The organism is Streptomyces sp. NPDC054786 (assembly GCF_053611685.1).
Map to the genome: position 1 here is coordinate 21,153 of NZ_JBSHAW010000023.1, position 24,495 is coordinate 45,647.

20 protein-coding genes are annotated in these 24,495 nt (G+C 71.9%); 10 read left to right on the top strand and 10 right to left on the bottom strand.

Features of this window, described 5'->3' with window-relative positions; genetic code table 11:
• Positions 1–9: 9 nt before the first annotated feature.
• From ACWGI6_RS20230 to ACWGI6_RS20240, 3 genes are all read right to left on the bottom strand, one after another.
• Entirely contained in the window at positions 10–1,287 is a 1,278-nt protein-coding gene (locus ACWGI6_RS20230; protein WP_453268786.1) for an MFS transporter, read from the bottom strand.
• On the bottom strand, positions 1,288–2,736 hold the full coding sequence (locus ACWGI6_RS20235; protein WP_453268787.1) for a CitMHS family transporter: 1,449 nt from the start codon (positions 2,734–2,736) through the stop codon (positions 1,288–1,290).
• Positions 2,737–2,969: 233 nt separating this feature from the next.
• Positions 2,970–3,653 (bottom strand): TetR family transcriptional regulator, encoded by a 684-nt coding sequence (locus ACWGI6_RS20240; protein WP_453268788.1) that lies wholly within the window; start codon positions 3,651–3,653, stop codon positions 2,970–2,972.
• 139 nt (positions 3,654–3,792) lie between these two features.
• Here ACWGI6_RS20240 and hmgA point away from each other — a divergent pair, with 139 nt between their 5' ends.
• Complete coding sequence (gene hmgA / locus ACWGI6_RS20245) at positions 3,793–5,118, top strand: homogentisate 1,2-dioxygenase (protein ID WP_453268789.1); 1,326 nt, start codon at positions 3,793–3,795, stop codon at positions 5,116–5,118.
• A gap of 16 nt (positions 5,119–5,134) precedes the next feature.
• Positions 5,135–5,881, top strand: coding sequence for a GntR family transcriptional regulator (locus ACWGI6_RS20250; RefSeq protein WP_453268790.1), 747 nt, complete (start codon positions 5,135–5,137; stop codon positions 5,879–5,881).
• Positions 5,882–5,931: 50 nt separating this feature from the next.
• Here the strand turns inward: ACWGI6_RS20250 and ACWGI6_RS20255 are convergent, their stop codons facing one another.
• Positions 5,932–7,323 carry an MFS transporter gene (locus ACWGI6_RS20255; protein ID WP_453268791.1) on the bottom strand — a complete coding sequence of 464 codons (1,392 nt, stop codon included), beginning with the start codon at positions 7,321–7,323 and terminating at the stop codon, positions 5,932–5,934.
• Between the two features lie 217 nt (positions 7,324–7,540).
• Here ACWGI6_RS20255 and ACWGI6_RS20260 point away from each other — a divergent pair, with 217 nt between their 5' ends.
• Positions 7,541–8,800 (top strand): type ISP restriction/modification enzyme, encoded by a 1,260-nt coding sequence (locus ACWGI6_RS20260; RefSeq protein WP_453268792.1) that lies wholly within the window; start codon positions 7,541–7,543, stop codon positions 8,798–8,800.
• Positions 8,801–9,102: 302 nt separating this feature from the next.
• On the opposite strand, the gene ACWGI6_RS20265 is transcribed toward ACWGI6_RS20260, so the two are convergent.
• The 3 genes from ACWGI6_RS20265 to ACWGI6_RS20275 form a co-directional block, all read right to left on the bottom strand.
• On the bottom strand, positions 9,103–9,366 hold the full coding sequence (locus ACWGI6_RS20265) for a hypothetical protein (RefSeq protein WP_453268793.1): 264 nt from the start codon (positions 9,364–9,366) through the stop codon (positions 9,103–9,105).
• Between the two features lie 271 nt (positions 9,367–9,637).
• A complete protein-coding gene (locus ACWGI6_RS20270) occupies positions 9,638–10,444 on the bottom strand; it encodes an SGNH/GDSL hydrolase family protein (RefSeq protein WP_453268794.1) in 807 nt (268 codons plus the stop codon).
• 240 nt (positions 10,445–10,684) lie between these two features.
• Positions 10,685–11,395, bottom strand: coding sequence for a YoaK family protein (locus ACWGI6_RS20275; protein ID WP_453268795.1), 711 nt, complete (start codon positions 11,393–11,395; stop codon positions 10,685–10,687).
• A 309-nt stretch (positions 11,396–11,704) separates the two neighbouring features.
• Here ACWGI6_RS20275 and ACWGI6_RS20280 point away from each other — a divergent pair, with 309 nt between their 5' ends.
• The 6 genes from ACWGI6_RS20280 (at position 11,705) to ACWGI6_RS20305 (ending at position 19,910) form a co-directional block, all read left to right on the top strand.
• Positions 11,705–12,067, top strand: a complete 363-nt coding sequence (locus ACWGI6_RS20280) for a hypothetical protein (protein WP_453268796.1) — start codon at positions 11,705–11,707, stop codon at positions 12,065–12,067.
• 1 nt (position 12,068) lies between these two features.
• Positions 12,069–13,163, top strand: a complete 1,095-nt coding sequence (locus ACWGI6_RS20285; RefSeq protein WP_453268797.1) for a GNAT family N-acetyltransferase — start codon at positions 12,069–12,071, stop codon at positions 13,161–13,163.
• 476 nt (positions 13,164–13,639) lie between these two features.
• Positions 13,640–14,455 carry a glycosyltransferase family 2 protein gene (locus ACWGI6_RS20290; protein WP_453268798.1) on the top strand — a complete coding sequence of 272 codons (816 nt, stop codon included), beginning with the start codon at positions 13,640–13,642 and terminating at the stop codon, positions 14,453–14,455.
• Positions 14,452–15,534, top strand: a complete 1,083-nt coding sequence (locus tag ACWGI6_RS20295; protein WP_453268799.1) for a glycosyltransferase family 2 protein — start codon at positions 14,452–14,454, stop codon at positions 15,532–15,534. Before ACWGI6_RS20290 ends, ACWGI6_RS20295 begins: the two co-directional genes overlap by 4 nt.
• A complete protein-coding gene (locus ACWGI6_RS20300) occupies positions 15,531–16,334 on the top strand; it encodes a polysaccharide deacetylase family protein (protein ID WP_453268800.1) in 804 nt (267 codons plus the stop codon). The genes ACWGI6_RS20295 and ACWGI6_RS20300 overlap by 4 nt, the downstream gene beginning before the upstream one ends.
• Positions 16,335–16,406: 72 nt before the next feature.
• Positions 16,407–19,910 carry a lipopolysaccharide biosynthesis protein gene (locus ACWGI6_RS20305; RefSeq protein WP_453268801.1) on the top strand — a complete coding sequence of 1,168 codons (3,504 nt, stop codon included), beginning with the start codon at positions 16,407–16,409 and terminating at the stop codon, positions 19,908–19,910.
• 132 nt (positions 19,911–20,042) lie between these two features.
• On the opposite strand, the gene ACWGI6_RS20310 is transcribed toward ACWGI6_RS20305, so the two are convergent.
• On the bottom strand, positions 20,043–21,389 hold the full coding sequence (locus ACWGI6_RS20310) for a xylan 1,4-beta-xylosidase (protein WP_453268802.1): 1,347 nt from the start codon (positions 21,387–21,389) through the stop codon (positions 20,043–20,045).
• Positions 21,390–21,516: 127 nt separating this feature from the next.
• Between ACWGI6_RS20310 and ACWGI6_RS20315 the strand changes: the two genes are divergently transcribed.
• Entirely contained in the window at positions 21,517–22,629 is a 1,113-nt protein-coding gene (locus tag ACWGI6_RS20315; protein WP_453268803.1) for a DUF5925 domain-containing protein, read from the top strand.
• Positions 22,630–22,663: 34 nt separating this feature from the next.
• Here ACWGI6_RS20315 and ACWGI6_RS20320 read toward each other — a convergent pair whose 3' ends face one another.
• Entirely contained in the window at positions 22,664–23,626 is a 963-nt protein-coding gene (locus ACWGI6_RS20320) for a pirin family protein (RefSeq protein WP_453268804.1), read from the bottom strand.
• A 69-nt stretch (positions 23,627–23,695) separates the two neighbouring features.
• Positions 23,696–24,472, bottom strand: a complete 777-nt coding sequence (ddaH, locus tag ACWGI6_RS20325; RefSeq protein WP_453268805.1) for a dimethylargininase — start codon at positions 24,470–24,472, stop codon at positions 23,696–23,698.
• Positions 24,473–24,495 lie beyond the last annotated feature (23 nt).

The following is a 24,495-nucleotide window of genomic DNA, read 5'->3' on the forward strand; positions in this document are numbered from 1 at the left end:
TTTCCTCGCTCACGCCGACGTATCCCGCCGTGCCGTGGCCCGCGGCGACCGCCCGTTCCCCGGGCCCGTTGACGGCTCGCCCGCACCGCCCCGCGCCGACCCGGTGCGGGCGGCCGGCCCGGCGGAGGCCAGCAGCAGCGCCCCGAGCAGGACGAAGGGCGCGGCGGTGCCCGCCAGGCCGGCCAGCAGTCCGGCGCCGGCCGGGGCGGCGACCTGGCCGAGCCGGTTGCCGGTCAGGCGGAGCGCCAGCGCCGTACTGCGGGCCCGGTCGGGGGCGGCCTGGACGACCGTCGTCATCGACAGCGGCTGGCCGACGCCGAGACAGAAGCCGAGCGCGAGGAGCATCGCCGCCAGCGCCACCACCGGGACCGGCAGCACCAGACCGCCGCACAGCAGACCGGCCAGCGCACAGCTGCCGGCCATCAGCGCGGTGCGTCCCAGCCACCGGATCATCGGCGTCATCACCAGCCGGCAGGCGATGGTGGCCGCGGCCCGCAGGCTGAGCAGCAGGCCGATGGTGGTGGGGGCGATGGCGCGGTCCTCGCCGATGACGGGGAGGTAGGCGGTGAGGATGTCGGTCGCCGAGAGCACGGCCAGGCTCACGAGGATGCCGGCCGGGACGCCTCTGGTGCGCAGAATGGCGCGCACCGGGACCGGTGGCCCGGCCGTACGGTCCGCGGCACCCGGCGCCACGGCGCGGGTGCGCTGTTCGAGGCGCCAGAGCGAGACGTAGGAGACGGCGGCGACGGCGCCGGAGACGAGCAGGGCGGTGGCGCTCGTCGGGGCCATGTGGCCGTCGCGCTCGGAGATCACGAGCCCGGCGGCGGCCGGGCCGATCAGCTGGCCCAGGGAGGCGCCGATGGTGAAGTGGCCGAAGTTGCGGTCGCGGTCCTCGGGGGCGCTGCGCCGGGCGACGATCGACTGGGCGCCGATGACGAAACAGAGGTGCCCCAGCCCCATCACCCCGCTCCAGGCGGCCATCACGGGCAGCGAACCGGCCAGCCCGCTGAGCACACAGCCACCGCTGATCAGCGCCACCCCGGCGACCAGCAGCGGGGCGCAGCGGCCGTGGTCGGTACGGCGGCCGAGCGGGACGGCGACGAGCAGCGGCAGCAGTGCGTAGACGGCGGTGATCACGCCGATGGCGCGTTCGTCGGCGCCCAGGGCGAGGGCCCGGTAGGAGACGGCCGGCCTGGCCATGCTCACCGCTCCTTGGGCGAAGGAGAAGGTGAGGACCAGGCGCAGCAGCCAACTCCTGCCGGGCCTCGCGGTATCGGGGCCGGTCATCTAGAAGATGCCGAAGAGCACACCGGCGCACAGGACCACCAGCGAGGTCAGCGCGGCCCACTTGACGGTGAACTTGGTGTGGTCGCCGAACTCGACCTTGGCCATGCCGACCAGGACGTAGACGGCGGGGACCAGGGGGCTGGACATGTGCAGGGCCTGGCCGACGAGGGAGGCACGGGCGATCTCGATGGGGGTCACCCCGTGGGCGGCGCCGGCCTCGGCGAGGATCGGCACGATGCCGAAGTAGAAGCCGTCGTTGGACATGAAGTAGGTCAGCGGGATGCTCAGGATGCCGGTGACGATGCCCATGTGCGGGCCGAGCGCGTCGGGGATGCCGCTGACCAGCCAGCGCGCCATGTGCTCGACCATGCCGGTGCCGGTGAGCACGCCGGTGAAGACGGCGGCGGCGAAGACCATCCCGGAGACGTTGAGCACGTTCTCGGCGTGCGCGGCGACGCGGGCCTTCTGGTCCTTCATGTGCGGGAAGTTGACGGTGAGGGCGAGCGCCGCACCGAGGAGGAAGAGGACCGGGATCGGCATGGCCTGCACGATCAGCAGGGTGAGCAGCGCGACGGTGAGCGCGGCGTTGAACCAGTAGAGCTTGGGGCGCAGGGTGGCACGCTGCGGGTCGAGGACCTGGAGGCCGTCGTCGTCGGCGTGGTCGCCGGAGCCGGTGGCCGCGTCACGGTCGGCGTCGGAGCCGGTGCCCGCACCGCCGGTGCCGCGCTGGGTACCGTCGGGGGTGGCGCCCTTGCCGCCCGCGCCGACCAGGACCAGCTCGCTCTCCTTCTCGTCCGCTGCCTCGGTCACCACCCGGGTGTCGCCGAGGGTCAGCAGGCCGAGCCGCTTGCGCTCGCGCCGGCCGAGGACGTACGCGAGGGCGAAGACCGCGACCAGGCCGACGGCCAGGGCGGGGATCATCGGGATGAAGATGTCGCCGGCGTCGAGCTTGAGTGCGGTGGCGGCGCGGGCGGTCGGCCCGCCCCAGGGGAGGGTGTTCATCACGCCGTTGGCGGTGGCGGCGACACCGGTCATGACGACGAGGCTCATCTTCAGCCGCTTGTAGAGCGGGTAGAGCGCCGAGACGGTGATCATGAAGGTGGTGGAGCCGTCGCCGTCGAGCGAGACGATCGCGGCGAGCAGCGCCGTGCCGATCACCACCCGCACCGGGTCGGCCTTGCAGAACTTCAGGATGCCGCGGACGACCGGGTCGAAGAGACCGACGTCGATCATCACCCCGAAGTAGATGATGGCGAACATCAGCATCGCGGCCGTGGGGGCCAGGTCGCCGATGCCCTTGAGGACGTAGTCGCCCAGGTGCGCGCCCTGTCCGACCAGGATGCAGAACAGCGCGGGGATGAGCACCAGCGCGGCCATCGGTGACATCTTCTTCATCATGATCAGCACCAGGAAGGCGGCGATCATGACAAATCCGAGGATTGTCAGCATTAGGGGTACCTCACGTTCGCCCTTGAACATCTGCCGGGGGGTGGCAGTTCAGGCGACGTTAGGGCCGGCAAACTTTTGTTAACAAGGTCTTGACGCGCGAGCAATACGAGCAAAACCCCAGGTCAATACGGATCCCATCGGACGGGCGTGAGCACAACCGGCAGTCCGTTGAGCACCGCGGTGCGTTCGGCACCGGTCGGCCCGGTCAGCCCGGCACGCCGCCGGCCCGGCTCTCACCCGTCGCCCGCATCCGCCCGGCTCTCACCCCCCCCCGCGCCCGCCCCGTCCAAATAGCGCGCCAGATAGGCCCGGAGCAGCTCCTTGGTCTCCGTGACGATGGCGGGATCGCCGGCCGGGTCGGTGCGGAAGGCGAGCTGGAGCAGCGCGTCGGCCGTCTCGACGCCGACCAGGAAGGCGGTGCGCAGCCGCTCGTCGGCGGTGTCCAGACCGAGCGGGCCGGCGAAGAGGGCACGCAGCCGGTCGGCGACCTCGTAATTGGCCTGCCGGGATTCGCGCGGGGCGGGGACGGTGAACTCCACCAGGGCGAAGCCCGGCACCGTCCGTTTCATGGCGAGGTATTCGTCGACCACCACATCCATCGCGTGGCGCCACTGGAGCGGCCGGTCGGCCGGGGCGGTCAGCCGGGCGGTGATGCGGTCCGCGTAGGCGTCGAGATTGCGCCGGGCGAGGGCCTCGGCCATGGCGCGCTTGTTGGGGAAGAAGCGGTAGACGGAGCCGATCGGGACACCGGCGCGGCCGGCCACGGCCCGGGTGCTCAGCTCCTCGTATCCGGTCTCCTCCAGGACTTCGGCGCAGGCGTCGAGGATTCTGGCCAGGCGCTGGGCGCTGCGCTGCTGGACGGGCGCACGGCGCAGAGGGGCCGGCGGTGTGGCGGGGCGGGGGTTCGGCTGCTGCACGCGACCATCCTGCCCGCCGTCCGGACGGACGGGGCGCCGTCGCCGCGATCCGGCCGACGCGGCCGGGAGTCTCCGTTGACGGCCCTCCACGGCAATCCTAAGGTCTTGCATAGGATTCCTTGAGCGGCGGGAGCGCGCGATGGCAGGCACGGGCAACGAGCAGGCGAGGAAGACGGCCGAGGGGCTGGTGTACACCACCGGCTTCGGCAACGAGCACAGCTCGGAGGCCGTCCCCGGCGCGCTGCCGGTGGGCCGCAACTCCCCCCAGCGCGCACCGCTCGGCCTGTATGCCGAGCAGCTCAGCGGGTCCGCGTTCACCGAACCGCGCGACCACAACCACCGCTCCTGGCTCTACCGCATCCGCCCGTCGGCCGCGCATCCGCCGTTCGTCCGCGCCGAGCGGCGCGCCCTGCGCTCGGCGCCGTTCACCGACTGCACCCCCGACCCCAACCGGCTGCGCTGGAACCCCCTGCCCGAGCCCGCCGGCCCGGCCGACTTCCTGGACGGACTGTGGACGCTGGGCGGCAACGGCGACGCCACCCAGCGCACCGGCATGGCCGTCCACCTGTATTACGCCAACACCTCCATGGAGCGGCGGGTGTTCGGCAATGCGGACGGTGAGCTGCTGGTCGTCCCGGAGCACGGCGGGCTGCTGCTGCGCACCGAACTCGGCCTGCTGCACGCCGAACCGGGCGAGGTGGCCTTGATCCCGCGCGGCGTCCGCTTCCGCGTCGAGCTGCTGGACGGCACCGCCCGCGGCTATGTCTGCGAGAACTACGGCCGGCCCTTCCAACTCCCCGACCTGGGCCCGATCGGCGCCAACGGCCTGGCCAACGCCCGGGACTTCCGCGCTCCGGTCGCCGCCTACGAGGACGTCGAGGGCCCCGTCGAGGTCGTGGGCAAGTTCTGCGGCAACCTCTGGACGGCCACCTACGACCACTCGCCGCTGGATGTCGTCGCCTGGCACGGCAACCATGTCCCGTACGTCTACGACCTGCGCCGCTTCAATGTCATCGGCTCGATCAGCTACGACCACCCCGACCCGTCGATCTTCACCGTCCTCACCTCCCCCTCCGACACCGCGGGGCTGGCAAGCGTGGACTTCGTCGCCTTCGCGCCGCGCTGGCTGGTCGGCGAGGACACCTTCCGGCCGCCGTACTTCCACCGCAATGTGATGACCGAGTACATGGGGCTGATCGAGGGCGCCTACGACGCCAAGGCCGAGGGTTTCGTCCCGGGTGGCGGCTCCCTGCACAACATGATGTCGGCGCACGGTCCCGACCGGGAGACCTTCGACCGGGCGAGCGCCGCCGAGCTGCGGCCGCAGAAGATCGACGACGGGCTGGCCTTCATGTTCGAGACCCGCTGGCCGCTGACGCTGACCGAGCAGGCCAGGGACGCCGGCCATCTGCAGCGCGGCTACGACGACGTGTGGCAGGGTCTTCAGCGCCATTTCCGCCTGTGACACCGGGGAACGCTTCGTGACCACCTTCGCTCCCGACTCGCTCGCCCTCAACCGCAAGCTGCCGCTGTGGTACCAGGTCTCGCAGTCGTTGCGCGCCTCCATACTGGGCCGCTCCCCCGAGGCTCCGCTGCGGCTGCCCACCGAGGACGCGCTCGCCGCGCACTACGGCGTGAGCGTGCTGACCATGCGCCAGGCCCTCAAGGAGCTGGAGGCGGAGGGCCTGATCAGCCGGCACCGGCGCCGTGGCACCTTCATCGAGCCGAGCGCCCAGCGCGGTGCGCCGGTGCGGCTGCTGGGCTCCGTGGACGCGATCGTGGCCCAGCAGTCCGGGATGCGCACCGAGCTGCTGGAGCACGGACTCACCGCGGTGCCGTCCGAACTGTCCGAGTATTTCCCGGACATCGCCGAGGTGGCCGGATTCCGCCGGCTGCGCAGCGACGAGACCGGCGAGCCGACCAACCACGCACACAACTACGTACGCCCCGATGCCGCCGCGCGGATCGATCCGGCGGATCTGCTGCGCTGGCCGATGACGAAGGTGCTGCGGGACGCGGTGGGCGTACGGATCAGCCGGATCACCGACACCGTCGAGGCGCGGCTGGCCGATCCGGAGACCGCCCGGCTGCTGCAGGTTCCGCTGCTCAGCCCGATCCTGCACTACACGGGCATCACCTACGACGAGGACGGCCGCGCGGTCGATGTCGCGCGGATCCACTACCGCGGCGACCGCTTCTCGTTCACGGTCACGCTGGACGCGCACTGACCCGGCCCGCCGGCACCGGCACCGGAACCGGGCCACGACGCCCCCGAGCCTCAGATCCGCTCCAGGCTCCGCCCCGTACTGCGCGGACCCAGCAGCGCCACGTCCAGGCACAGCAGCAGCATCAGCGCCGCCGAGCCGGTGAACACCGCGGCCGCCCCGAGGTCGTTCAGCACGCTCAGCGCGACGAACGGCAGCACGACCGAGGTGAGCCGGGACAGTGAGTAGGCGATGCCGATCGCGCTGCTGCGCAGGCCGGTGGGGAAGATCTCGGTCTGGTAGACGTGGAAGGCGTTGGAGAACACATTGCTGCACACCGTCAGCAGAAAACCGAAGGTGACGATGGCCCAGGTGGCGGCGGCGAATCCGAAGACCAGACCGCAGCCGGCGATACCGAGCGCCGAGGCGATGATCAGCGTCCGGCGCTCGATCCGGTCGATGAGCGGGATGGACAGCGCGGAGCCGACCGGATAGCCGCAGAAGCTCAGCGCCGCGTACGACAGCGACTCGGTGACGGTGTGGCCCTTCGCCGTGAGCACCACCGGCGCCAGCGACCCGAAGCCGTAGTAGCCGACGGTCTGCAGCACCTGGAAGATCCACCACATGACGGTGCGCCGCCGGTGGTCGCCCCGGAACATCGCGGCCAGCGGCACCTTCCGCTCCGGGACCGTCTCCGCCTCCGGTACCGACGGCAGGCTGCCGCCGCTCTCCCGGGCCACCCGCTCCTCCAGCCCGGCCACGATCCGTTCGGCTTCCCCGTCACGCCCGAGCACCGTCAACCATCGTGGCGATTCCGGGAGTTGGCGGCGCATCAACTGGATGAACGCGGCGCCCAGCGCACCGGCGACCAGCAGCCAGCGCCATCCGTCGATGCCCAGCGGCTGATGTGCGGCCACCAGCCGGGCACCGAGCAGCGCGGCGACCGGAACACCGAGGAACCCGACGGTGTACGCATAGGCGATATAGCGGCCGCGTACCGCCCGGGGCAGGAACTCCGCGAGATAGGTGTCCACCAGCACGAGTTCGGCGCCCAGTCCGAGCCCGGACAGAAACCGCAGCGCAAGGAGCCAGGACAGGTTCGGCGCGGCGGCGCACAGCAGCGAGAAGAACGAGTACGCCGCCAGGTTGATCATGAACATCCGGCGCCGCCCGAAGCGGTCGGCGAGCACCGACAACACATTCGCGCCGACGAACATCCCGAGGAAGCCCGCGGCGATCACCCAGGATTTCGCGGTGTGCCCGAGGTGCCACTGTTCGGCGAGTACCGCGGCCAGCACCCCGCCGAGGAAGATCTCATAGAGGTCGAAGAAGGCGCCGATGCCGACGATGAGGGTGATCCGGCGGTGCCACCGGGACGGCGGCAGCCGGTCCAGCCGTGCCGCGGCCCGGATGCCGCCGGGAGTCCCCCCGCGCCGTTCAGGCGTGGAGGAGGTGGTGTCCGTCATGGCGGTCCTCCCCTGAGCAGGTCCCGGCGCAGCACGGAGCCAGGTCCGCACCGCGTGGTCGGGCGTACGGCGAGGACCGTACTCCTTCAAGATCAGCAAGTGGAAGACCGCGTGCACACCTGCCGGGGACGGTGAACGTGGCCTGCGGATTCGATATCGCCGCGGGGCCGGTGGATACCATGCCCGGGTCAACCGAACGGTCCGGGAGGGGCTCCGCGTGACGGCGAAGCAGGACGCGCCACGGCTGTCCGATCTCATGCCGTGGTCCGTGGCGCCGCTGCGGCTCGGCCGCTCCTGGGTGCTGGCGCCGGATCCGGCCACGCTGCGCGCCCGCTGGGCGGCGCTGGTGAAGGCCGAGGACGCGGCGGCCCGCGAGCGGCTGTTCCGGCCGTCCCGGGCCCGTACCCTGCACTCCGCCGTCGGCCAACTGCCGGGCCAGGCCACGGCGACCGAGCGGCTGTACCGGGCGGACGGGCCGTGCCCCGAGCCGGTGCGGGTGGTGCACGGCCCGTTCGACCAGCAGTGGCTGCTGCCCGATCACCGGCTGATCGACGGCGCGCGGCCGGAGCTGTGGCGGGTGGCGGACGAACGCCAGCTTTTCGTGGTCGAGTGGGGGTACGTGCCGCAGGCACCCGGCCCCGCGGTGGTGTGCTCCGCACTGCTGCCCGACGGCCGTTCGCCGGCCGGCCGCCCGGGACGGATCCGTCCGCTCTACCGGCGGCCCGGCGGTCAGGAGCCCAATCTCGCCCCGGGTCTGCTCGCTCTGCTCGGCCGGCGCCTGGACCGCCCGGCCGGGCCGGCGGATCTGCTCGCCTGGCTCACCGCGAGCGCCCACCACTCCCCCGACGGCTGCACGGTGCCGCTCACCACCGACCCGGAGCTCTGGGACCGCGGCGTCGCGCTCGGCGAGCGGCTGCTGTGGTTCACCACCCGGGGCGCCCACGGACGCGGGCCCGACGGCGGGCACGGCGGCGGGCGGCCCCGGATGCCGGGCGGCCGGCGCCCCTACGTACGCTCCGCGCTCCCCGCCCGCGGGCTGCCCCAGGACGTCGCCTACGACCCGGAGGAGGAGGCGCTGCTGCTCGACGGCGGCCGGATCTCACCGGTGCCGCCGGGCGCCTGGGACTTCCTCGCGGGCGGCGTACGCGTCCTGGAGACGTGGCTGGCCGAGCGCACGGGCACGGCCGCGGCGGGGACGGAGGTGCCCGAGGCCGGTTCGCTGGCGGCGCTGCGCCCCACGGACTGGCCGCAGGAGTGGACCTCGGAGCTGCTGGAACTGATCACCGTTTTGGCGCTGTTGTCCGAACTCCAGCCGCAGTGCGAGGAGTTGCGGCGGAGCACGGGGGACGGTCCGCAGCTGACGGCGGGCGAACTGCGGGCAGCCGGCATCGTCCCGGCGCCGGTCTCCGCACACCGCCCGGCCTCCGTGCTCGACCACCACGAGGAGGGCCCGGAGGGGCAGTTCGCGCTGCTGTGAGCGACCCGGTCGGGCCGGGACCGCCGGCACCGGGTCGGCCTCCACCGGGCGGGACCGGCACCGCGGCGCCATGGACAAAAAAACCACCCGTCGCAGAGCAACGGGTGGTGGGGAGGGGTGCGCCGGCCGGGCGGGGACGGGGCCGGGCGGTGGAGCGGGTGCCGCACGGCATCTCCGGGGCAAGGACTCCCGCCCCGGCGAGCACACCGACGAGCGGCCGGCGCACCGGGCCTGATGAGCGATCGGGCCGCAGTGCCGCGCCGGGACGGTGTGATCGCCCGAGATGCCGCTTCAGAAGCGGATCAGCCGTGACCCCCGAACAGCGAGCGCCGCAGCCTGCGCAGCGGCGCGAACAGCGACACCCTGGCACTGCGGCCGTTCCTCGTTCGCGAGCGATCACGTGCGGTGAGCTCCTGCATCAGCGACGTCGCCCCCTCCGCCTCACGCTGCGGGACGGCGGGACCACCCAGCACCGCGAGATGACGGTCGAGACGCGCACTGGACGCACTGCTCCCGCAGTTGATGGCAGGGACTCGCGCCCTGCTACGCACTGTTATCTGTTCCATGACTCTCCCCACCCTACGAGGGCACCCGGCCCGGGCAGGGTAACCCTATCTCTCTTGGAGGACACGCGTGCAGACCGGTCAACGGATTCACCTGCCTCGCCTTGACGTTGACGAACACCATACGGAATGCCTCGTACACCGCATGGACCAGGGCGAGTTGAGCGTCAACGGGCTGCGCCGACAGCCCTGGGGAGCGCCTGACGGTCCGCCAGGACGCACAAGGAGAGACCCGGATCTCGCTGCCTCTCCCCGGCGCCCGGCGAGCGGATGATTACGCAGCGGAGGCGAACACCGGCAGATAGCCGCCGGACTGTCCGGTGGCGGTGGGGTGGTAGGACTCCAGGACGGGGAAGGTCACGCTGTGCAGCCAGGCGCTGCCGGAGCACAGCTCATGGCCGGAAAACGTCGCGTTGACGTCGGCGAAGGTGAAGCCGTGGTCGGCGGCCCGCTTGGCGGTGACGCCGTTGATGTCGTCGGCGGCCCCGTTGATCGCGGTACGGGACTTCTCGGAGAGGCCGGCGATACAGCTGCCGCCGATCTTGTAGAAGTGGGGATAGCCCACGACCACCACATGTGCGGCCGGAGCCTTCTGGGAGATGGCGCTGTACACCCCGTCGAGCTGACCGGGCAGGGTGTTGTCGATGTAGGCCCTGGCCTGGGCCACCCTGGCCAGGCAGGCGCTCTCGCCCTGGAGCGCACAGGTCGTCATGGTGTCGGCGAAACCGGCGTCGTTGCCGCCGATGGTGATGCTGACCAGCCCGGTGGAGCTGTTGAGCGGGGCGAGCTGACCGCTCAGAACGTCACCCGTTCGGGCGCCGGAACAGGCGGTGAACTGGAAGGAGGAGGGGGAGTGCGCGGCGGCCCACAGGGCCGGGTAGGCCTTGGTGCTGCGCTTGCAGGAGCCGCTGGCGCCGTCGTAGCTGCCGGCTCCGACACCGGAGGAGTAGGAGTCGCCGAGGGCCACATAGCCCGTGGCGATGGGGAGTTGAGCGGACGCGGCGGCGCTCGCGCCGGTGAGCGCGAGCGCCGAGGTGACGAAGAAGGCGGATGTCAAGGCCGCGAATCGGGACAGTCTCATGGAACCTCCCTTAGCAGGATCTCTGCCACATTCGTCGTAGCAAAACTCGCCGGTAGCCGGAAGTGTCCATGCCAAAACTCATCAGCAGTTCACGGCAAATATGCCGATCCGGACGGATATTCACGGCCCGTCACGCCCGTGCCGGCCGCTTCCAGCACGGCTGACGACGGCGAGCGCAGGGGTCCCTGCCGGGCGGCGCACGGGGGGCCTCCGCACCAGGGCCGGTGTCCGGCCGGCCGGTCAGTCCTCGGTGAGGTGTCGGCGGCGGGCGAGGCCGGGAACGAGGAGGGCGGTGGCCGCGATGAAGACGGCCACCAACAGGATCACCAGCGTCGGACGGGTCCCCAGCCCGAGCAGTCCGGCGCCGAGGAGGCCGCCGGCGAACATCGCGGAGACCGAGAACAGCCGGCGGCCCCCGGCGTGGCTCCCGTACCCCAGTTTCTTGTCGCGCCCCACCGGTGACCCGCTGACCAGGGCCGTCATCGCCCGGGTCTCCACCGTCGTCGTGAGGTCGGGGGCGGCGGCCCGTATGGCGGTGACATTGCGCATGCCCATCGCCACCGCCATCAGCCCGATGACGGCATAGCGCCGGCCAGGCGGCAGCGCCCGGGCCGGTCCCGACTCCCATGCGGCCGCCGCGGCGGCGACCAGCAGCGTCGCCTCCGTGGCCAGCGCGACCGGGAACCACTGGCGCTGCCGCGCGGCCAGCCCCGACTCCATCCGGGCCCCGAGCGCCGCGCCCAGGACGAAGGCGCCGAGCGACACCACCGTCGCCAGGACCGGCAGTCCGCCCTGCCCGGCGATACCGAAGCCGAGGAAGAGCAGATTGCCGGTCTGGGTGGCGGTGAAGACCTGACCGAGCGCCAGAAAGCTGACGGCGTCGAGCACCCCGGTGGCCACGGTCAGGCCCACCATGATCACCGTCAGGGCGACTCCGCTCGGCGGCTCCACGGACACGGCTCCTTCCGGCGGGCACCTCACCTCGCGGCACGTCCCCCCAGTCTCCGGACGGCCGCCCCGCACTGCCGCCATTGCGCCGTCCGAGGGCGGCCCGCCCCGTCCGAGAGCCGGCCCGTGGACCCCGTACCCCTCGTACGGTTGCGTAGGTTTCCGGTCTTCTTCGTGTCTTGACGGTGCTCCGAGCGTTGCGCGACATTGAGGCCCGGCATCCGGCGCTTATGGGGGGCAAAGCTGCCAATGCACACCAAGACCATCGCTCGTCACGGCTCGTACGACCGGCCGCCACCCGATGAACGGCCGATGAGCGCCACCGCGTCACTGGTCGCGGGGGCGGCGGTCGGCATCGGCGTCATGGGAGCCGTCCTCGCGCTCGCCGACATCGGCTCACCCCTCCGTGCGCCGTTCACGCTCTTCTTCCTGCTGATGGCGCCGGCCGCCGCGCTCGCCGCGGTGCTCGGCCGGATGGATCCGCTCGGCCGTGCGGTCGCCGCCGGCGCCGGGGCGCTGGCCGTCGATCTGCTGGTGGCACAGGCCATGCTCGCGCTGCATCTGTGGTCACTGCGCGGCGGCGTCCTCGCGGTGGCGGCGCTCAGCGGCGCCCTGTTGCTGGTCGGCGCGGTACGACAGCGGGCCGGCCGGGCACCCGGAAGCCGGGCGGGCTGACATGGACGTGACGGTGTACCGCCCCGGCGAACTGACCGCGGCCGACCGGAGTGCCTGGACCGCCCTGCAGTCCCGGGCGCGGTCCCTGGGGGCGCCACAGCTGGCGAACCCGTTCCTCTCCCCCGAGTTCGCGCTGGCCGTCGGCCACTGCCGGAGCGGGGTGCGGATCGCGGTGCTCCACCAGGACGGCGGGCCGGCCGCGTTTCTGCCCTTCCAGCGCTCGGCGCTCGGTACCGGGCGGGCGATCGGCCTGGGCATCTCGGATGCCCAGGGGCTGGTGCACCGGCCCGGGCTCCGGTGGGACGCCCGGGAGCTGCTGCGGGCCTGCGGGCTGTCGGTGCTGGAGTTCGATCACCTGGTGGCCTGCCAGAACCCTTTCGAGACGGCCTCGTTCAGCGGACACGCCTCGCCCGTCATCGACGTGGACCAGGGCTTCGAGGCCTATCTGACGGGGCTGCGGGCCCGGTCGCCGAAGTTCGCCCGGACCACCCTCGCCAAGGAACGCAAGCTCGGCCGGGACATCGGGCCGCTGCGCTATGTCCACGACGAGCGCGACCCGGCGGCGCTGCGGACGCTCATGCGGTGGAAGTCCGCGCAGTACCGCAGGACGGGGCGCAGCGACCGCTTTGCGCACCCCTGGATCGTCCGGCTGGTGCAGCAGCTGTTCCACACCCGTACCGCTTCGTTCGCGGGGCTGCTGTCGGTGCTGTACGCGGGCGAGCGGCCGGTCGCGGCGCACTTCGGGCTGCGTTCGGAGTCCGTACTCGCCTGCTGGTTCCCGGCCTACGACCCGGAGTTCGCGAAGTTCTCCCCCGGGCTGGTGCTGCATCTGCGGATGGCGCAGGCGGCGGCCGCGGACTCCATGGGGTATCTCGACCTGGGGCGCGGTGCGAAGGATTACAAGGACTCCCTCAAGACCCGTGAACTCGTGGTGTCCGAGGGGTGGGTGATGCGGCGGCATCCGGTGGCGCTGGGGCATCGGGCGCGGCGCGCGCCGGTGCGTGCGCTGCGCAATGCGGTGCTGGCCAGGCCGGAGCTGTTCGCGTCCGCAGACGGCCTGCTCAAGCGGGTGGGCCGGATCCGGTCGGGGCGATGACACCTCACCGGCAGCAGCCGTCCGCGCCCGGTCTTTCCCCGCATTCAAGACGGCGCAACGGGGCGTGCGCCGGTGCATAAATACGGGCGTGCCCCCGAGTGCCCCGGTCAGTTGCCGCAAAGGGTATTTGACGCGGAAGGTCGTGCCCTACAGTCCCAGTCATCAATACCGACGCACATCCACCCGCACCGGACGATCATCGCAAGACGGCTCTTGGGGAGAGCCCGAGCGACACGATGAAGCGACCGGTGCGGTGCGCGGTGGGGGGGTCCCGTGCGCTCGGTCTTCGCCGGCTGATCACTGCTTGCCGATGACCGGGGCACGAGCCGCGCAGCCGGAAACACGTATGCCAGCTCGCCCTGTTCGGACGGTGATCCCTGCCGTGCGACCGGGGTGTGAACCCCCCTTTCGACCCGGATAACCACACGGACCGCCCGGGGGTGGGCGGTCCACCGGACGAGAGGGCAAGAAACCCGATGAGCTCGTTCCTTCGCCCGGCCGATGCGGAAGAACCGCCGCTGACGCTGCTGCCGGACCAGGCCGTCTACCGTCCCGTTTCCTCACATCTGGCCATCGCTCCGCCGGTCAGTGTCGTCATTCCGGCGATGAATGAAGCGGAAAATCTCCCGTATGTCTTCAAGACCCTGCCGGACTGGATCCATGAAGTGATCCTGGTCGACGGGAATTCCACCGATGACACGGTCCGGGTCGCCCGTGACCTGTGGCCGGGCGTCACCGTCGTACCGCAGCGCGGCAAGGGCAAGGGGGACGCGCTGATCAGCGGTTTCGCGGCCTGCACCGGCGAGATCATCGTGATGATCGACGCGGACGGGTCGGCCGACGGCGGCGAGATCCTCAGCTATGTCTCGGCACTGGTGTCCGGGGCCGACTTCGCCAAGGGCTCGCGGTTCGCCAACGGCGGCGGCACGGACGATATGACGCCCGTCCGCAAGCTCGGCAACCGCGTGCTCACGGCCGTGGTCAACACCAAGTTCGGCGCCCGCTACACCGATCTCTGCTACGGGTACAACGCCTTCTGGCGGCACTGCCTGGACGAAATAGCCCTGGACTGCGCCGGGTTCGAGGTCGAGACGCTGATGAACATCCGGGTGGTCAAGGCCGGGCTGCGGGTACAGGAGATCCCCAGCCACGAGTACAACCGCATCCACGGCGTCAGCAATCTGCGGGCGGTACGGGACGGGCTGCGGGTGCTGAGAGTGATCCTGCGCGAGCGGGGCTCCCGAAGAAACCGGGCGGCCCGGCCGGCGCTGATCACCGGGAACACCCGGTGAGCGCGGCGAGACCGGCGGCCGGCCCGGGACCGCGGATCTCCGTCGTCATCTGCGTCCACACCGAGGACCGGTGGGACGACATCCTCGCCGCGGTGGCGTCGGTGGGCGACCAGTCCCGTCCCGCCCATGAGCTGCTGCTGGTGGTGGACCATCACCCCGCCCTGCTGACCCGGCTCAGGGAGCACTTCAGGGGCGCTCACGCGGGCGCATCCGCTTCCGGTGCTCCCGCAACTCCCTTGCGGATCATGGCCAATTCGGGCCCCCGCGGGCTCTCCGCAGGGCGTAACACCGGTATCGCCGTGGCCGACGGCGAGATCATCGCCTTTCTGGACGACGATGCGGTGGCCGAGCGGGACTGGCTGCGCCACTTCGCGGCGGCCTACGCGGATCCGGCGGTGATGGCGGTCGGCGGACGCACCGAGCCGGTCTGGGCGTCCGGCCGCCGGCCGGTGTGGTTCCCCGAGGAGTTCGACTGGGTGGTGGGCTGTACGTACCGCGGTCTGCCGCCGGGCACGGTGCGGGTGCGCAATGTCCTGGGCGGCAATGCGTCCTTCCGCAAGGTGGCGTTCGAGCGCGTCGGCGGGTTCGCCGTCGGTATCGGCCGGGATGCCGGCCGGCGGCCGCTGGGCTGCGAGGAGACCGAGCTGTGCATCCGGATCAGCCGCTCCCTGCCGGACGCCGTGCTGCTGATCGACGACCGGTCGGTCATCCATCACCGGGTCCCTGCCGAACGGGAGCGGTTCGGCTACTTCCGCAGCCGGGCGTATGCCGAGGGCCTGTCCAAGGCACTGGTGACCCGCAGCGTCGGCGCGCGGGACGGGCTGGCGACCGAGCGGCGGTATGCGGCCCGGGTGCTGCCCGTGGGGGTGCTGCGCGGCGTCCGCGACGCGCTGCTGCGACGGCCGGGCGGCGCCGGCCGGGCGGGCGCGATCCTGGCCGGAGTGGCGGCCGCGGCGGCCGGCTATGCGTGGGGCACCGTACGGACCCGTGGAAAGCCCGTGGGAAGAACGGGAGTCGGGGGGCGGGCGGACGCCGAGTCCCCGGGAACGGCCCCGGCGCCCGAGGGGGCGGCGGCATGAGCGAACGCCCGCCCGCGGTGCCGATTTTGATGTACCACGCGGTGACCGACGCCCCGACGCCCGCCGTACGGGAGCTGTCCGTGCCGCCCGAGGCCTTCGCCGCGCAGCTCGCGGTACTGGCCGACGGCGGCTTCACCCCGCTGACCACCGCCGCACTCGCGGCGGCCTGGCGGGGCGGCGGGCCACTGCCGGCCAAGCCCGTGCTGATCACCTTCGACGACGGCTACGAAGGCGTGTACCGGCACGCGCTGCCCGCCCTTGCCCGGTACGGCTTCCCGGCCACCCTCTTCGTGTCGACCGGGTGGCTGCGCGGCCCGTACGACACCGGGGGCGCCCTGGACACCATGCTCGACTGGGACCAGGTGCGGAAACTGGCCGCGGCCGGTGTGGAGATCGGCGGGCACAGCCACAGCCATCCGCAGCTGGACAGCCTCGGTGACGCGCGGCTGCGGCACGAGGTGCTGCGCTGCAAGGAGATCATCACCGAGCAGGTGGGGGCGCCGCCGGAGTCCTTTGCCTACCCGTACGGCCACTCCAGCCGGCGGGTACGGCGGACGGTGCGCGCCCTGGGGTTCCGGCAGGGGCTCGCGGTGGGCAATGCGCTCGCGGCCCGCCGTCAAGGGCCGTACGCCCTGACGCGGCTGACGGTGCGGCGCCGTACGGACGCCGAGGAGTTCACCCGGATCGTCGAGGGCCGCGGCCTGGTCCGCGCCTTCGCCCGGGACCGGGTGCTCACCCAGGGGTACGCGGTGGTCCGCAGATCGCGGCAGGCGGTCCGGCTGTGCACACCGGGCGGCTGAGCACACCGCGGCACGCCCGCGGCGGAAGAAGCGGAAGAAGCGGAAGAAGCGGAAGAAGGGGCAACGGAGCCGGTGTCTGACACCACCACCAAGGCCGAGGAGCACACGGAACCGGAGCCACCGGGAGGCGACGGCAGCAGGCTCCGCCTCCCGGGGCGGGGCGGCGGAAGTCCGCTGTTCCGCAACGCCTATGCGCTGATGCTCAACACCGGCGTCTCCGGTCTGCTCGGCCTGGGGTTCTGGCTGATCGCGGCCCGTTACTACACGGAGTCCGCGGTCGGCCAGGGCTCGGCGGCCATCGCCGCGATGAAGCTGCTGGCCGGGCTGACGGCGGTGACGCTGACCGGTGCGCTGGCCCGCTTCATCCCGGTCGCCGGGCGGCACACCGGCCGGCTGGTGCTGCGGACCTATGCGGGCAGTTCGGTCGTGGTCGCCGCCGCCGCGGCCGTCTTTCTGCTCACCCTCGACCTCTGGGGGCCCTCCTACCGCTTTCTGCACGGGACGCTGAACGGCCTGGGCTTCCTTCTGGCCGTGGTCGCCTGGTCGTTGCTCACCCTGCAGGATGGGGTGCTGACCGGGCTGCGCAGTGCCCTGTGGGTACCGGTGGGCAATCTCTCCTTCTCCACGGTGAAGCTGGGGCTGCTGGTGGTCTTCGCCGCCGCGCTCCCCACCGCCGGGGTCTTCGCCTCGTGGGCCGCGGCGATCGCGGTATCGGTGATTCCGCTGGGCTGGCTGGTGTTCCGGCGGCTGGTGCCCCGGCACGTGCGGGCCACACACCGCACCGCCCGGCCGCCGTCGCTCAAGGAGATGGGCCGCTTCCTGGCCGGCGACTACACCGGGTCGCTGTTCTCGCTGGCCGTGGTCTACCTCGTGCCGGTACTGGTGGCCTCGCAGGTCAGCGCGGCCGACAACGCGTACTTCTACATCACCACCACCATCGGTGGCACGGTCAATCTGCTCGCCCTCAACATGGGGGCCTCGCTGACCGTCGAGGGGGCTCACGACCCGGCGCAGCTGGCCCACCACACCCGGGCCGCGCTGCGGCGGATGGCCCGCATCATGCTCCCGGTCTGTGCCGTCCTGTTCCTCGGCGCACCCCATCTGCTGGGGATCTTCGGCCCGGGGTACGCGGAGGCGGCGACGCCGCTGCTGCGCTGGTTCGCGGTGGGGGCCGCGCTGCGGGTCGTGATGGAGGTGCACTTCGCTGTGCTGCGCGCCCAGAGCCGTACGTCCGGACTGGCCGCGCTGCAGGGCCTGTTGTGTGTACTGGTACTCGGGCTGACACTGGTGCTGCTGCCGCGGATGGGGCTGACCGGAGCCGGTGTCGCCGAGATCTCCAGCCTGACGGTGATCGTCGCGATCGCGGGCGTCCGGCTGAGTCGGGTACTGCGCGGGGCGGTGTCCGCGCCGCCCGCCCGGACACCGGCGGGCGGGCTCGCCCCCGACGGGGATCTGGCGGATCTGGCCGTCCACGGGGACCTGGGGGATGCGGTGCGGGTGCACGGGGCGCAGGGCGGACCGGCGGCCACCGCCGTGCGCCGCTCCCTGCTCCGGGGCGGACCGTCCCGCGCACTCCTCGTGCGCCTCCGGAGCCGCCCCGACCTCGCCGTCTGGGCGCTGCTGGCCACCGCGCTCGCGCTGTTCTGGCTGCCGCTGCGCGGGATGGGCGACGCCGCGCTGGACCGGATGAACGGCCTCGGGCTGATCTCGGTGCTGCCCGCGGCGACGCTCGCCGGGGTGGTGCTGCTGGTGGCGGCCTTCGGCGCGGCGCTGTGGCTCTCCCGGCAGCGACGGGCGCTGCTCGCCGCGGTGCTGCTGCTGACGGTGGTGGCGCTGCATGCGCTGCCGGCCGTACTGGAGAGCGAGCCGCGCTTCCCGACGGCCTGGCAGCATCTGGGTTTCCTGGACTACCTCGGCAGAACCGGCTCCGCGGTCCCGGACTTGGACGCCCGCTGGAGCTGGCCCGGCTTCTTCGCCGCGGTGCAGTTCGTCGCCGGGGCCTGCGGGGTCACCGACTTCACCGAGGTGCTGCGCTGGTGGCCGCTGACCGTGCAGCTCCTCTACCTGGCACCGCTGTTCCTCCTCCTCCAGGCGGTACGGGCGAACTGGCGGGCGAAGTGGTGCGCGGTCTGGCTGTTCGCGCTGTGCGGCTGGGTCGGCCAGGACTACTTCTCCCCGCAGGGGTTCACCTACCTCCTCTACCTCGCGTTCGTGGCGATCCTGCTGGTGTGGTTCCGCGAGCCACGGCCCACGTGGGGTATCCGCCGGCCGGGCGAGGCGGAGGTGCGACCGGCCGGCCGCGGTCAGCTGGTGACGCTGCTCGGCGTGCTGATCGCGCTGTTCGCGGCATCGGTGGCGGGCCATCAGCTCACCCCGTTCGTGATGCTCGGTGTGCTGACCGTCCTGGTGCTCACCCGCCGCTCCAGCCTCTACGGCCTCCCGCTGCTGCTCGGCGTACTGGTCGTCGCCTGGGTCGGGTTCCTGGCCGAGCCCTACTGGTCGGGCCACTTCGACGAGCTGTTCGGCGGGCTCGGCGGCATCGGCGGCAATGTCTCCTCGTCCGTCACGGACCGGATCGGCGGCGGCGACCCCACGCACAAGCTGGTGCTCTACACCCGGGTGGCGCTGGCGGGCGGGGTACTGGCGCTGGCCTGCTGGGGAGTGCTGCGACGGCGGGCGGCCGGCTTCGCCGAACGCGCGCTGCCGGTGCTGACCTTCGTGCCCTTCCTGGCGTTCGGGATGCAGTCCTACGGCGGCGAAATGGCGCTGCGGGTCTTTCTGTTCGCGCTGCCCGGCGCCGGTGTGCTGGCGGCACTGGCCCTGTTCCCCCGCGACACCGGCACCCGGCGCGGTCTCGGGCCGCTCGCCGCGCTGCTGACGGGCCTGATCCTGGCCATCGGCTTCCTCGTCGCCCGCTGGGGCAACGAGCCGTTCGAGCGGATCCGGCCGGGCGAGGTCGCGGCGATGGACTACCTCTACGCGCACGACCGGCCGACCGTGCGGCTGCTCTGGCTGAGCAGCGACCCCGTCAACAGCGTCACCCCGGCGATGCCCTGGGGCGCCAAGGACATGGAGCGGGTGCAGTACGAACCGGCCCTGGCGCCCCGCGATCCGGACCGGGTGGGCCCGGTCGTGACCGCCCTGCGGAACGCGGGGCCGCAGTCGTACCTCATCGTCAACCATGGCCAGTCGGAGTCGCTGCGGCTGGACTCCGGGTACCGCACGGACTGGGAAGCGGGGCTGCGCGCGGCCCTGGACCGGCGCCCCGAGCTGCGGCGGGTCCTGTCCAACCCGCAGGCGGCGGTGTACGAGCTGACGCGGCGCCCGGCGGGCGAGGTCCCGCCGCCCCGGCCGGGCCGGGCCGGGCCGCAGGTGACCTGGACCCCGTGGTCGGTGCTGGGTGCGCTGGCGGCGCTCGCCCTGACCGTGGTGCTGGCGGCCCGCGAGGTGCTCCGGGTGGCGGTTGTCCCGAGCGTGCGTCAACTGCATTGGATCCAGGGGCTGTTCTGGTTCTCGCTGCCCCTGCTGCTGGTGTTTCTGGCGTCGCTGGTGCAGCGGTTCCTGACGATGTCGTGAGGGACGACGGGCGGGGGCCGAGGCTTGGTTCGGCACCCTCAGGGCAGGGACGGGTTCGGACGCCGTCAGGTCATCGGGAGCGGTCCGGGCGCCCGCACGCCAGGAGCGGCCCGGGAACGGGGCACGACCGGGTCAGGTGCGGTCGATCCACCGCACCTCGTATCCGTCGAGGGCGACATCCTTCCCGTCCACTTTCACCACGGCACGGCGGTCCCTGGTGTTGACCAGCAGTGCCGTCCGGTCGTCGGCCAGCCCCCGCACCGTCGTCGCGCCGGTGTCGAGGTCCTGCGGCCGCTCCCCCGGCGGAAAGGCGCGGGAGAACCGGGACAGCAGGTCCATCATGGGCAGCTCCTTTCCCCCGTCGTCCAGTTCGGTGCTGGTCCACAGGCATCCGGGGCAGCGCTCTCCCTCGTTCTCCGGGTTCCAGTAGAACCCGCTGGTGGCACCGCCGGCCGCCATCTCGATCAGGGCGGTGGCCTGCGTGGCGGTGCGCCGGCGCTCGCTCCAGCCGGCCCGGTCGTCGTTCCGGTCCGCGATCTCGACGTACCACTCCGCCCACCACAGCGCCAGCCCGGTCTCCTTGCGCAGCCACCGCCCCACGTCGGCGAATTTCCGGGCAGCGGTGAACGGGTCCGGGGCGTAACGGTCGTCCTTGCTGTAGCTGGAGCCGTCGACGACCAGGAAATCCGCGCCGGCCTTGTGCCGGTTCCAGTACGCGAGGGCGTCGAGGGTGCGCCGGTCGATGCTGCCCCAGGGGCCCTTGAGGCCGGAGGCGTAGGTATCGTCGCCCGGGACATAACTGTCCATCACCAGATAGGGCCCGCCCACCTGATTGGCGCTGTTCACCTTCTTCACCGCGCGGTAAACGAGGTTGTACAGGCGGGTGTATCCCTCGTAATTCCAGCGGCCCTTGGCGTCGTCGAAGAATCCCTTGAATTCGTTCCAGACGATGAAGTGCCGGACGTCCGGATAGCGCTGGGCCACCTTTCCGGCAAGCGCGGCGAAGTCCGCGTAATGCGCCGGTTCCGGGGCCTTTTCCAGGGTGCTCCAGTCGGTGCGGCCGGCCTTGCCGCCCTTCATCCAGTCCGGTGCGCAGCACAGGGTCAGCACAGGGGTGCCGCCGGTCTGCCGGATCAGTGCGAGACGGCGGTCCAGGTCGGCGAAGTCATAGTGGCCCCGGCTCGGTTCGGGGTTGTCCGCGCCCCAGCCCATCAGGTGCTGGTTCTGCGGCATCGGGTGGGCGGACAGCAGCCGGGCGGCCCGTGCGGTGGACTGATCGGTGCCGCGGTCCGCACTGAACTGGGTATGGGTGAACCCCCAGCCCGCGGCGGGCCCCGCGCCGCGCGGGCGCGCGGGCCGCTTCCCGTCCCCTCCCTCGTCCCCCGGAATGGAACAGATGACCAGCAGTATGGCCAGCACCGCCGTCCCGGCCGCGATCGCGAAGCCCGGACCCTGACGTTCCCCACCATGACGTCGCACAATGGGCAGATTAGCCAGCGAACCAACCACTACGCCCGAGTTTCTGAGTAACAGTTCTGTTCTGGTACAGGGAAAACGCCGGGATAATCCGTGTACGTGGTGGGCCGCTGTGACAGATCATGGCGGCATGTATGCCGATCATGTCCAGCCGTCCGCCGCCGAGGAGTCCCTTCCGCTCCGGCTGACCATGGACGACAGCGATTCGCCCTCCGATGTCGTCGACGCGCTCTTCCTGGGGCGGTTCGCCAAAGGAGAGCAGCCGTACGCCCGCAGCCGGTCCGTGGACCGGGTGAAGTCGGGTCTGACGCTGCTGCCGCCGGGCGCCCGGATCCTGCGCTCGGCGAAGGACGAGGACCGCAGCGCCACCCTCGCCGAGGGCGACGGTTTCACCGTGCTGGTCTCCCGCTGGAACCGCGGCGCCGATGTGACGGTCACCGCCGTCACCGACGAGCTGGCCGAGAAGGTGCTGGGACAGGTCACTGACGGTGCGCAGGACGAACCGGAGCCGCAGCCGGAGAACGTCCCGATGGGCTTTTGGTACTTCTCCCCGCGCCGCGGACCGCACCGTACGACCCGGCAGATCTCGGCCGGCACCTGGGAGGAGATCCGGCCCAACTACACCGCGCCGGTGGCCGAGGCCATGGACGGGCTGATGAAGGTGGCGCCCGAGGAGATCGCCGGCCGGCTGCTGTTGCTGCACGGCCCGCCCGGTACGGGCAAGACCTCCGCGCTGCGCACGCTCGCCCGCTCCTGGCGCGAGTGGTGTCAGGTGGACTGCGTCCTGGACCCGGAGCGGCTGTTCAACGACGTCGGCTATCTGATGGACATCGCGATCGGCGAGGACGACAGCACCGGCAAGGGCCGCTGGCGGCTGCTGCTCCTGGAGGACTGCGACGAGCTGATCCGCGGGGAGGCCAAGCACGCCGCGGGCCAGGCGCTGTCGCGGCTGCTCAATCTGACGGACGGACTGCTGGGCCAGGGCCGTAACGTCCTGGTCGGGGTGACCACGAACGAGGATCTGGAGCGGATGCATCCGGCCGTGGTCCGTCCCGGCCGCTGTCTGGCCCGTATCGAGGTCGGGCCGCTGACCCGCCCGGAAGCCGTACAGTGGCTCGGCACGGAACAGGGCATCGGACGCGAGGGCGCCTCGCTCGCCGAACTGTACGCACTGCGGCGCGGCACCCGGCCCGCGTCGGTCCCGGCCCAGGACTCGGGTACCGATGCGGGGCTGTATCTCTGACCCGCTCCTCCGGTCTCCGTCACGTCATCGCAGGTCAGCCCACCCTTCCCCGCGGCTTCAGCGCTACCGGCGGAAGGTCAGGGGCAGAGAGCCGCCCCCCGGCGTAGCCTTCCACTTCGCCGAAGCGGGTGCCCTTCGTCCAGGCGTCGCGGGCCTCTTCGATGTCCTCCTGCGATCGCCCCACGAAGTTCCACCACATGAGGATCTTCTCCTCGAACGGCTCGCCGCCGAGCAGCATCAGACTGCTGTCGGAGTCGGCGCGCAGGGGCAGTTCGCTGCGGCCGCAGCCGAGGTAGAGGAGGGCGCCGGGGGCGAGGCGGACCCCGTCGACCTCGCTCTCGCCGGAGATGGCCAGCGCCGCGTACTCGAAGTCGGGGTCGACCGGCAGCCGGGCGTCCGCGCCGGCGGCGAGGGTGAGGTCGGCACCGGCCAGCGGGGAGTAGGTGGTGCCGGGCGAGGTGACGCCGGCCAGCTCGCCTAGGATGACCGTGGCGGACAGTCCACCGCCACCGGTGATCACCGGCAGCTCGGTGTGGTGCTCGAAGGCCGGGGCGGTGTCGCGGTGTTCGCCGGGCAGCGCCACCCACAGCTGGGCGCCGTGCAGGAGCGGGCCATGGCCGAGCGGCGACTCCTCGGAGTGGGCGATGGCCCGGCCCGAGGTCATCAGGCCCAGCTCCCGCGGCCGTACGGTCTGCAGGCTGCCGAGGCTGTCGCGGTGCAGCACCTCCCCCTCGCGCAGCCAGCTGACGGTCTGCAGGCCCATGTGCGGATGGGGCGGCACCTGCATCCCGGGCTCCCCGACGATGTCGTCGGGGCCGTAGTGGTCGACGAAGCACCAGGCGCCGACCATCCGCCGGCCGAGGTTCGGCAGCAGTCTGCGGACGACGGTGCTCTCGCCGAGCGGTACCTGCTTGCCGGGCTGGACGTCGCGGACCGGGCCCGTACGGCCGTTGCCGCCGCACGGATGAGGCGCGGGTCTGAGTTCGAGGTTGCTCATGGCGCCACGATAGGCACGGCCGGGGGCGCGGTCCGGGCAGGCACACGAGTGCCGGGCGATGATGCCCCGTCATGCATACAGCTCGCGCAGCCGTACGGACAGGCAGGTCACGCAGCCCTCCAGCTTCTCGAACTCGCTGATGTCCACGCCGATCGGCTGATATCCCAGGTCGGCGAAGAGCTCCGCGCTCCTGGGTGCGCCGGCGGCCATCAGCAGCTTGCCGCCGCCGAGCAGCACGACATGTGCGCCGGACTCCTCGGGGACGGGCAGGAAGCGGGGGAACGCGGCCGGGTCGTCGACCAGGGACGGGTGGCCGACCACGGTGCCGTCCGGGAGTGCGGTCACCGCGGACTTGAGGTGCAGCACCCGGCTCACCGGTACCGCGACCACGCGGGCGCCCAACGGCTCGAAGGCGGCGCGGAGTTGGCGTACGCCGTCGGCGTTGGTGCGGCCGCCGCGGCCGACGTAGACGGTGTCGCCGATCTTCAGGACGTCGCCGCCGTCCAGGGTGCCGGGCGCCCGGATCTCGTTGACGGAGCAGCCCAGCGCCTCCACGGCCGCACGGGCGGCGGGCACCTCGGCCCTGCGGGGGCCGGCGCCGGGGCGGGCGAGCAGCGCGACATTGCGGAACACGACCATGGTGTCCTCGACGAAGACCGCGTCGGGGCAGTCGTCGGCGGGGTCGACCTCGATGGTGTGCCAGCCGTGCTCGCGCAGCACCTGGACATAGGCCTCCCACTGGCTCAGGGCGAGGGCGGGGTCGACCGGGCTCCGCTCGATATGGGTGACCAGCCCCTCGGCGATGCGGGGGCCGGGACGGCGGACGAGCGCCTGCTTGCTGGGCATGCGGCTCCTTTCGGGCGTGAACT

Coding starts and splice junctions, on each gene's coding strand:
- ACWGI6_RS20230 (WP_453268786.1), bottom strand. CDS start 1,287: ATGACCGGCCCCGATACCGCGAGGCCCGGCAGGAGTTGGCTGCTGCGC.
- ACWGI6_RS20235 (WP_453268787.1), bottom strand. CDS start 2,736: ATGCTGACAATCCTCGGATTTGTCATGATCGCCGCCTTCCTGGTGCTG.
- hmgA (WP_453268789.1), top strand. CDS start 3,793: ATGGCAGGCACGGGCAACGAGCAGGCGAGGAAGACGGCCGAGGGGCTG.
- ACWGI6_RS20255 (WP_453268791.1), bottom strand. CDS start 7,323: ATGACGGACACCACCTCCTCCACGCCTGAACGGCGCGGGGGGACTCCC.
- ACWGI6_RS20265 (WP_453268793.1), bottom strand. CDS start 9,366: ATGGAACAGATAACAGTGCGTAGCAGGGCGCGAGTCCCTGCCATCAAC.
- ACWGI6_RS20270 (WP_453268794.1), bottom strand. CDS start 10,444: ATGAGACTGTCCCGATTCGCGGCCTTGACATCCGCCTTCTTCGTCACC.
- ACWGI6_RS20280 (WP_453268796.1), top strand. CDS start 11,705: ATGAGCGCCACCGCGTCACTGGTCGCGGGGGCGGCGGTCGGCATCGGC.
- ACWGI6_RS20285 (WP_453268797.1), top strand. CDS start 12,069: ATGGACGTGACGGTGTACCGCCCCGGCGAACTGACCGCGGCCGACCGG.
- ACWGI6_RS20290 (WP_453268798.1), top strand. CDS start 13,640: ATGAGCTCGTTCCTTCGCCCGGCCGATGCGGAAGAACCGCCGCTGACG.
- ACWGI6_RS20300 (WP_453268800.1), top strand. CDS start 15,531: ATGAGCGAACGCCCGCCCGCGGTGCCGATTTTGATGTACCACGCGGTG.
- ACWGI6_RS20315 (WP_453268803.1), top strand. CDS start 21,517: ATGTATGCCGATCATGTCCAGCCGTCCGCCGCCGAGGAGTCCCTTCCG.
- ACWGI6_RS20320 (WP_453268804.1), bottom strand. CDS start 23,626: ATGAGCAACCTCGAACTCAGACCCGCGCCTCATCCGTGCGGCGGCAAC.
- ddaH (WP_453268805.1), bottom strand. CDS start 24,472: ATGCCCAGCAAGCAGGCGCTCGTCCGCCGTCCCGGCCCCCGCATCGCC.